The organism is Paraburkholderia piptadeniae (genome assembly GCF_900007165.1).
GTDB classification, from domain to species: domain Bacteria; phylum Pseudomonadota; class Gammaproteobacteria; order Burkholderiales; family Burkholderiaceae; genus Paraburkholderia; species Paraburkholderia piptadeniae.
In genome coordinates this window covers 376-7627 of sequence record NZ_CYGY02000133.1, presented here as the reverse complement: position 1 = coordinate 7627, position 7252 = coordinate 376, and the positions used below count along the sequence as shown (strand labels likewise).

General features: G+C 63.6%; 5 protein-coding genes and 2 pseudogenes. 6 read left to right on the top strand and 1 reads right to left on the bottom strand.

All coding sequences use genetic code 11. The features are described 5' to 3' along the window. Positions 1-275: 275 nt before the first annotated feature. A pseudogene (locus BN2476_RS42495) lies at positions 276-485 on the bottom strand (aminotransferase class III-fold pyridoxal phosphate-dependent enzyme); the annotation flags it as partial. 311 nt (positions 486-796) lie between these two features. Between BN2476_RS42495 and urtA the strand changes: the two are divergent. The 6 genes and pseudogenes from urtA to BN2476_RS49005 form a co-directional block, all read left to right on the top strand. Beyond that, on the top strand, positions 797-2101 hold the full coding sequence (urtA, locus tag BN2476_RS42490) for an urea ABC transporter substrate-binding protein (RefSeq protein WP_087740123.1): 1305 nt from the start codon (positions 797-799) through the stop codon (positions 2099-2101). A 184-nt stretch (positions 2102-2285) separates the two neighbouring features. After that, positions 2286-3959, top strand: coding sequence for an urea ABC transporter permease subunit UrtB (gene urtB / locus BN2476_RS42485; protein ID WP_087740124.1), 1674 nt, complete (start codon positions 2286-2288; stop codon positions 3957-3959). Between the two features lies 1 nt (position 3960). Beyond that, positions 3961-5151, top strand: a complete 1191-nt coding sequence (gene urtC, locus BN2476_RS42480) for an urea ABC transporter permease subunit UrtC (protein WP_087740122.1) — start codon at positions 3961-3963, stop codon at positions 5149-5151. Beyond that, on the top strand, positions 5148-6011 hold the full coding sequence (urtD, locus tag BN2476_RS42475; protein ID WP_087740121.1) for an urea ABC transporter ATP-binding protein UrtD: 864 nt from the start codon (positions 5148-5150) through the stop codon (positions 6009-6011). The genes urtC and urtD overlap by 4 nt, the downstream gene beginning before the upstream one ends. A 135-nt stretch (positions 6012-6146) precedes the next feature. Next, complete coding sequence (gene urtE, locus BN2476_RS42470; protein WP_087740120.1) at positions 6147-6839, top strand: urea ABC transporter ATP-binding subunit UrtE; 693 nt, start codon at positions 6147-6149, stop codon at positions 6837-6839. 33 nt (positions 6840-6872) lie between these two features. Then, a pseudogene (locus BN2476_RS49005) lies at positions 6873-7252 on the top strand (urease accessory protein UreD); the annotation flags it as partial.

Sequence of the window (7252 nt, the reverse complement as noted above, 5' to 3'; positions counted from 1 at the left end):
TGTATAAGAGACAGGAGCGGGCGCGTTCACGCGCCCGATCCGCACCACTGGCCCCGGCAACGCGGCCAGTGGTGCCATCCTGACATCCGGGGCGAGATTCCCCGGCGCGAATCCGTTATCAGCACTGCTCGGGTGACGTCCTGATCATGTTTGCGCATGTTTGTGCAGCTTTGATCAGGTCTTCAGGAGCGGCTTGCCGTTCTTCTTCCGCAGCGTCTATACGGCATTGAGCGGAATGCGGTGCGACCTGAGATCAGGCTGAAATCAGGCTCAATCGTATAGCCATGGAAAAGCTCGATGCCCGCGGGCGCGCCGTTGACGATTGCATGGTGAATCCGCGCGCTCGCGGCCACGGCGCCCATCGGCGCGGCGGCATTGTTCGTGCCCTTGGCCATCGTCAGCAGATCGGGCGTCACGTTGAAGTACTGCGCGGCGAACGGCGGGCCCAGACGCCCCCAGCCCGTAATCACTTCATCGAAGGTCAGTTGGGTTTTCAGTTTAGGCAGGTGCACCGCCGTGCACAACAGGACAGCGCCAATGCACCGGCGGCGCGCACCTCAACGAGGCGAAGCACCTCGAATTGCACCGCTTTCGCGCTCAAAGGGCATAGCGCCACACGATGCCGGGCCGTCAGCGAGCCGCATTGCAGCAAGCTCTGCGTCCGTTGAAGCGCAACACAGCAAGTTGGCATATGCCTTGCGTTAGCCGGCCCGGTAAGACTCTGCACGCATAACGCAAACAAGGATCGGACACCACCCGTCCGCCACTCACCACCATTCATGGCAAGGGGAAGCATATGAAACGTCGCAGTCTGCTGAAGCTCGGCTCCATGTCGGGCGCGCTCGCGCTCGCGGGCAAGGTACCTTTCGCGCGCGCGCAGTCGTCGGGCAGCGGCCCGATCAAGGTCGGCATCCTGCACTCCCTCTCGGGCACGATGGCGATCTCCGAGACGTCGCTGAAAGACACCGCGCTGATGACGATCGCCGAGATCAACGCGAGTGGCGGCGTGATGGGTCGCAAGATCGAGCCCGTCGTCGTCGATCCCGCTTCGAACTGGCCACTCTTTGCCGAAAAGGCCCGTCAACTGCTGACGCAGGACAAGGTCGCCTGCGTGTTCGGCTGCTGGACGTCCGTGTCGCGCAAGTCGGTGCTGCCCGTGTTCGAGGAACTGAACGGCCTGCTCTTCTACCCCGTGCAATACGAGGGCGAAGAGATGTCGCGCAACGTGTTCTATACGGGCGCTGCGCCGAACCAGCAGGCGATCCCCGCCACCGAATACCTGATGAGCGCCGAAGGCGGCGGCGCGAAGCGCTTCTTCCTGCTCGGCACCGACTACGTGTATCCACGCACAACGAACAAGATCCTGCGCGCCTTCCTCAAGTCGAAGGGCGTTCAGGAGGCCGACATCCAGGAGGTCTACACGCCCTTTGGCCACAGCGACTATCAGACGATCGTCGCGAGCATCAAGACGTTCGCGCAGGGCGGCAAGACGTGCGTGATCTCGACCGTCAACGGCGACTCGAACGTGCCGTTCTACAAAGAGCTCGGCAACCAGGGGCTGAAGGCGACCGACGTGCCCGTTGTCGCGTTTTCGGTCGGCGAAGAGGAACTGCGCGGCATCGATACGAAGCCGCTCGTCGGCAACCTCGCTGCATGGAACTACTTCATGTCGGTGAAAGGCCCGTCCAACTCGAAGTTCAAGGAGCAATGGGCTGGATGGGTCAAGTCGCAAAACCTGCCGGGCGGCTCGAAGCGCGTGACGAACGATCCGATGGAAGCGACCTATATCGGCATCCACATGTGGAAGCAGGCCGTCGAAAAGGCGAAGAGCACGGATGTCGACAAGGTGCGCGTCGCGATGATCGGCCAGAAGTTCGCGGCGCCGTCGGGCTTCACGCTCGAGATGGACGGCAATCATCATCTGCACAAGCCGGTGATGATCGGCGAAGTGCGCGCGGACGGCCAGTTCAACGTCGTGTGGAAAACGAAGACGGCCGTTCGCGCGCAGCCGTGGAGCCCGTATATCGCGGGCAATCAGGGCAAGCCGGATGTCGTCACGTCGATTCCCGGGTTCCAGCGCCGCCGCTCGCGCGTCGCGTGACGCGGCATGCCGGCGCGTTCAGCCTTCACGAACGCATCGGCGCGCGCAACGCCCGTCTTTCGATGCACGTATCGAAGCAAATGCACGGCATAATCGCGCGGTGCCTCGCTTGCCGCTTTTCGCATGCGACGGCATCGCGCGCCGGATCGCTGGCCTGATTGCTGGCTTCATTCTCAAGACCATCATGGCGCATTCACTTTCCACGCTCGCCGCTCGCAGCGCTGATTGGCTGCGCAACGCCCGCAAGCGCATGAGCCTCTTCGGCGCGTCATGTGCGCTGGGCGCAGCGCTCATCGCGTTCGCGCCGGCGAGCGCCCATGCGTTGACGGCCGCCGACGTCGCGCCGCTGGCCGGCGACGATTTCGACGCGAAGTCCGCCGCGATCGACAAGCTGATCGCGAATCACGACGCACCTTCGCTTGCGCTGCTCAAGGCGCTCTCCGAAGACAGCGTGCTCGCGACTGGTTCCGGCCAAGTGCTGATTCAAGACGGCGATACCGCGCGCGGCGCTGTCACGGGCAAGACCGTGGCCGCAGGCGACGCGCAATCGATCACGCTGAACAATCTGTTGCGCTCGAAAGTATCGAGCGCGCTGTCCGGCCTGCAACTCGATTCGACGGATCCTGCGAAGCGCGCCGCCGGCATTGCCGCGCTTCTGCAAAATCCCGATCCGTCGATGAAACCGCAAATCGACGCGGCACGCGCGAAGGAAACGGACGCAAAGCTGAAACAGCGCCTCGACACGCTATGGGCGATGACGGCGCTGCACGACAGCGATGCCGCGAAGCGTCTCGAAGCCGTGAAGCTCGTCGCCGCACGGCACGATCTGGACATGTACGAGCTGCTGCGCCCGCTCGTCGCGAAGAAGCGGGACGGCACCTTCGCCGAGAGCGACGCGCGTGTGCGCGAAACGGCGCAGCAAGGCATCGATGCACTCGATTCGATCCAGCGCCGCAGCGAGATCGCGGGGACGCTGTTCGCAGGGCTGTCGCTCGGCAGCGTGCTGCTGCTCGCGGCGCTCGGGCTTGCGATCACGTATGGCCTGATCGGCGTGATCAACATGGCGCACGGCGAGTTCTTGATGATCGGTGCGTATGCGACGTACGTCGTGCAGAATCTCGTGCAGCGCTATGCGCCGGGCGCGTTCGACTGGTATCCGCTGATCGCCGTGCCCGCTTCGTTCGTCGTCGCGGCGCTCGTCGGCATCGTGCTCGAACGTCTCGTGCTGAAGCATCTGTACGGACGTCCGCTCGAAACGCTGCTGACCACCTTCGGCATCAGCCTGATTCTCATCCAGGCGACGCGCATGCTGTTCGGCGCGCAGAACGTGCAGGTGGAAAATCCATCGTGGATGAGCGGCGGCGTCACGGTGATGCAGAGCCTGATCCTGCCGTACAACCGCCTCGCGATCCTCGCGTTCTCGCTGATCGTCGTCGCTATTGCATGGGCCGTGCTGACGAAGACGCGCCTCGGTCTCTTCGTGCGCGCCGTCACGCAGAACCGCCGGATGGCCGCGTGCGTCGGCGTGAAAACCGCGTATGTCGATTCGTGCGCGTTCGCGTTCGGCGCGGGCATCGCGGGACTCGGCGGCTGCGCGCTGTCGCAGATCGGCAATGTCGGCCCGGACCTCGGGCAGAGCTACATCATCGATTCGTTCATGGCCGTCGTGCTGGGCGGTGTCGGCCAGCTGGCGGGCACGGTGATCGGCGGCTTCGGGCTCGGGCTTGTGAGCAAGGCGATCGAGCCGTTCTGGGGCGCGGTGCTCGCGAAGATCGCGGTGCTCGTGCTGATCGTGCTGTTCATCCAGAAGCGTCCGCAGGGCATGTTCGCCTTGAAGGGCCGCAGCGCGGAGGCATGACATGACATCCGCGACTTCATCCGCTTCCACTTCCGTCGATTCACGCACCAGCGCTCACCCGAGCGAACGCGAACGTCTGCCAGGCTTCGCGCCCGGCTTGCCGCCGCGCCCTGCGCTACTGTCGCGGCACGCGTGGCAACTGCTGATCGCGTTGATCGTCGCGATCGCACTCGGCGTGCCGTTCAGCGCGCTCGTGCTGCCCGAGACGAGCGCGTTCCATCTGTCCGCGTATGCGATGACGCTCGCGGGCAAGCTGATGTGCTATGCGATCGCCGCGCTCGCACTCGATCTCGTGTGGGGCTACTGCGGCATCCTGAGCCTCGGACACGGACTCTTCTTCGCGCTCGGCGGCTACGCGATGGGGATGTACCTGATGCGCGCGATCGGCCGCGACGGCAAGTACGGCAGCGATCTGCCCGACTTCATGGTGTTCCTCGACTGGCATCGGCTGCCGTGGTACTGGGAAGGCACGCAGCATCTCTGGTACGCGCTGCTGCTGGTCGTGCTGGTGCCCGCCCTGCTCGCGTGGGTGTTCGGCTTCTTCACGTTCCGCTCGCGCGTGAAGGGCGTCTATCTGTCGATCATCACGCAGGCGATGACGTTCGCCGCAATGCTGCTGTTCTACCGCAACGAAACGGGCTTCGGCGGCAACAACGGCTTCACCGATTTCAAGCGCATCGCGGGCTTCCCAATCACGCATCCCGGCACGCGCACGGCCCTCTTCCTGCTGACGTTCGCAGTGCTGGTGCTGTCGTTCATCGGCGCGCGGGCGATCGTCACGTCGAAGCTCGGACGTGTCGTGACGGCCGTGCGCGACGGCGAAACGCGGCTGATGTTTCTCGGCTACAGCCCGCTTGCGTACAAGCTGTTCGTGTGGACGGTGTCGGCCGTGCTGTGCGGGATCGCGGGCGCGCTGTACGTGCCGCAGGTCGGCATCATCAATCCCGGCGAGATGTCGCCGGGCAATTCGATCGAAATGGCGATCTGGGTCGCCGTCGGCGGACGCGGCACGCTGATCGGACCGATTGTCGGCGCGTTCGCGGTGAATGGCGCGAAGAGCTTTTTCACGGCTTATTTCGCGGAGTACTGGCTGTTCTTTCTCGGTCTGATTTTCGTGCTGGTGCCGTTGCTGCTGCCGAACGGGATCATGGGACTGGTCGAACTCGCGACGCGCAGGAGGAACCGCCGATGAACGAAAACCCGATGGTGCCCGACCTGTCGCTACCCGAAGAGCACGACGGCCGTGCGTTGTCCGGCGTCGCGTCGATGGGCCGCGCGGTGACGCCGGGCGAGATCGACGTATCGCACGGCGCGATTCTCTATCTGGAAGACGTGACTGTTTCGTTCGACGGCTTCAGGGCATTGAATGAGCTGTCGCTGGCGATCGACGTCGGCGAATTGCGCTGCATCATCGGCCCGAACGGCGCGGGCAAGACGACGATGATGGACGTCATCACGGGGAAGACTGAGCCCGATTCGGGCAAGATCTTTCTGGGCCAGACGATCGACCTCACGCGCATGAACGAGCCGTCGATTGCGCGCGCGGGCATTGGGCGGAAGTTTCAGAAGCCGACTGTGTTCGAGCAGCATCCCGTGTGGGAGAACCTCGAACTGGCGATGAAGACCGACAAGAGCTGGCTCGCTTCGTTGCGGGCGCGTCTGGATCGGAGTGCCCAGGCGCGCATCGAGGAGACGTTGTCGCTGATCCGTCTGGAAGGTGAAGCGTTGCGGCCTGCGGGCGAGCTGTCGCATGGGCAGCAGCAGCGTCTGGAGATCGGCATGCTGTTGATGCAGCAGCCGGCGCTGTTGCTGCTCGACGAGCCCGCGGCGGGAATGACCGATGACGAGACGATGGAACTGGCTGCGCTACTCAATCATTTGCGCGGGACGTGTTCGATGATGGTCGTCGAGCATGACATGGAGTTTGTAGCTGCTTTGGCGGGTGAAACCGGCAAGGTTACGGTGATGGCCGAAGGCCGCGTCCTCGCGCATGGGACGCTTGATGAGGTCAAGCGGGATGCGGGTGTGGTTGAGAGTTATCTGGGGCGTTAATTGTCCGCGACGCTGTTTTGTGCCTTTGCGATGGCATCCGCGCCTCGCGGCGCGGATGCCGGCAGCAAGCCATAAAAGCCAAAACAAAGGCCATCGCAGTCACAACCCCACGCCTTCGGCAACAAAGGACTTCAAATGCTCGAAGTAAAAAACCTGAACCAGTACTACGGCGGCAGCCACATCCTGAGAGACGTAAAGCTCACCGTACCCGAAGGCAAGCTCACCGTCCTGCTGGGACGAAACGGCGTCGGCAAAACCACGCTGCTACGATGCCTGATGGGCGTAGCCCCAACAAAAACGGGCGAAATCACGTGGCGCGGCGCGTCGATCACGAAGCTCGCCCCACACGCGCGCGTCGCGCAAGGGCTCGCCTACGTCCCGCAAGGCAGAGACATCTTCCCGCGACTGACCGTCGAGGAAAATCTGCTGGTCGGCGCAGCCAGCAGAAAAGCCCCAAAGAAGATTCCGGACAGAATCTATAGCCTCTTCCCCGTCCTCAAAGACATGAGAGCACGACGAGGCGGCGACCTGTCCGGCGGCCAGCAACAACAACTGGCCATCGGCCGGGCTTTGATGAGCGAACCAGAACTGCTGATCCTCGATGAACCGACAGAAGGTATTCAACCGTCGATCATCCAGGACATCGGAAGAACATTGCGGCAACTCGTCGAGGAAATGGGTCTGACAGTACTGCTCGTCGAGCAGTACTACGACTTCGCCAAAGCGATCGCCGACCGCTACTGGGTCATGAGCCGAGGCGAAATCGTCGCGGGCGGCGAAGGCGTCGACATGGATCGCGACGGCGTGCGCAGCCTGATCGCGGTATAACGGCAAAGACCGCTTAGCTGCTATCCTCGCCGCATGTCGCTGCACGAACACCACGGCACGCTCGCCACCATCGACGATCCCACGCACGCCCAATGGCGCGCGCGGCTCGAACTCGGCTTCGTCAGACACGGCAGCCGCACGACGCTCGCCCATCGTCGGCACGAAGGGCCGCTGCGTCTGCAACGCCCGCTCTATCCCGAAGGGCCGTCCGTCTGCCACGCCGTGATCGTGCATCCTCCTGGCGGCGTCGCGGGCGGCGACCGGCTCGATATCGACATACGACTCGACGCCGACACTCACGCCGTGCTCACGACGCCCGGCGCCACCAAGTGAACAAGTCCAACGGACGCGCCGCGCAACAGCACGTCGCGATACACGTCGGCGCGAACGCAAAGCTCGACTGGCTGCCGCAG